The 249-nt window shown below is 53.8% G+C and carries 1 rRNA gene; it reads right to left on the bottom strand.

From position 1 onward, the window contains the following. Positions 1 to 114 (bottom strand): 5S ribosomal RNA (rrf, locus tag M3650_RS31650); the annotation flags it as partial. Positions 115 to 249: the final 135 nt, after the last annotated feature.

The following is a 249-nucleotide window of genomic DNA, read 5'->3' as shown; positions in this document are numbered from 1 at the left end:
TGGCAACGTCCTACTCTCCCGGGACCCTGCGGTCCAAGTACCATCGGCGCTGGAGGGCTTAACGGTCGTGTTCGGGATGGGTACGCGTGGAACCCCTCCGCTATCGCCACCAAACAGATTTACAAGGGTTTGCACCTTGAAAACTGAACGCGAAAGTTTCAACTGCTTCGAATCATATTGCTTAGGATAAGCCCTCGACCGATTAGTATTCGTCAGCTCCACACATTGCTGTGCTTCCACCCCGAACCT

This window comes from Paenibacillus sp. MER TA 81-3 (genome assembly GCF_023713585.1).
Taxonomy (GTDB): Bacteria; Bacillota; Bacilli; order Paenibacillales; family Paenibacillaceae; genus Paenibacillus_B; species Paenibacillus_B profundus.
The sequence above is the reverse complement of the archived record's forward strand: the minus strand, read 5'-3'. Positions and strand labels throughout refer to the sequence as shown.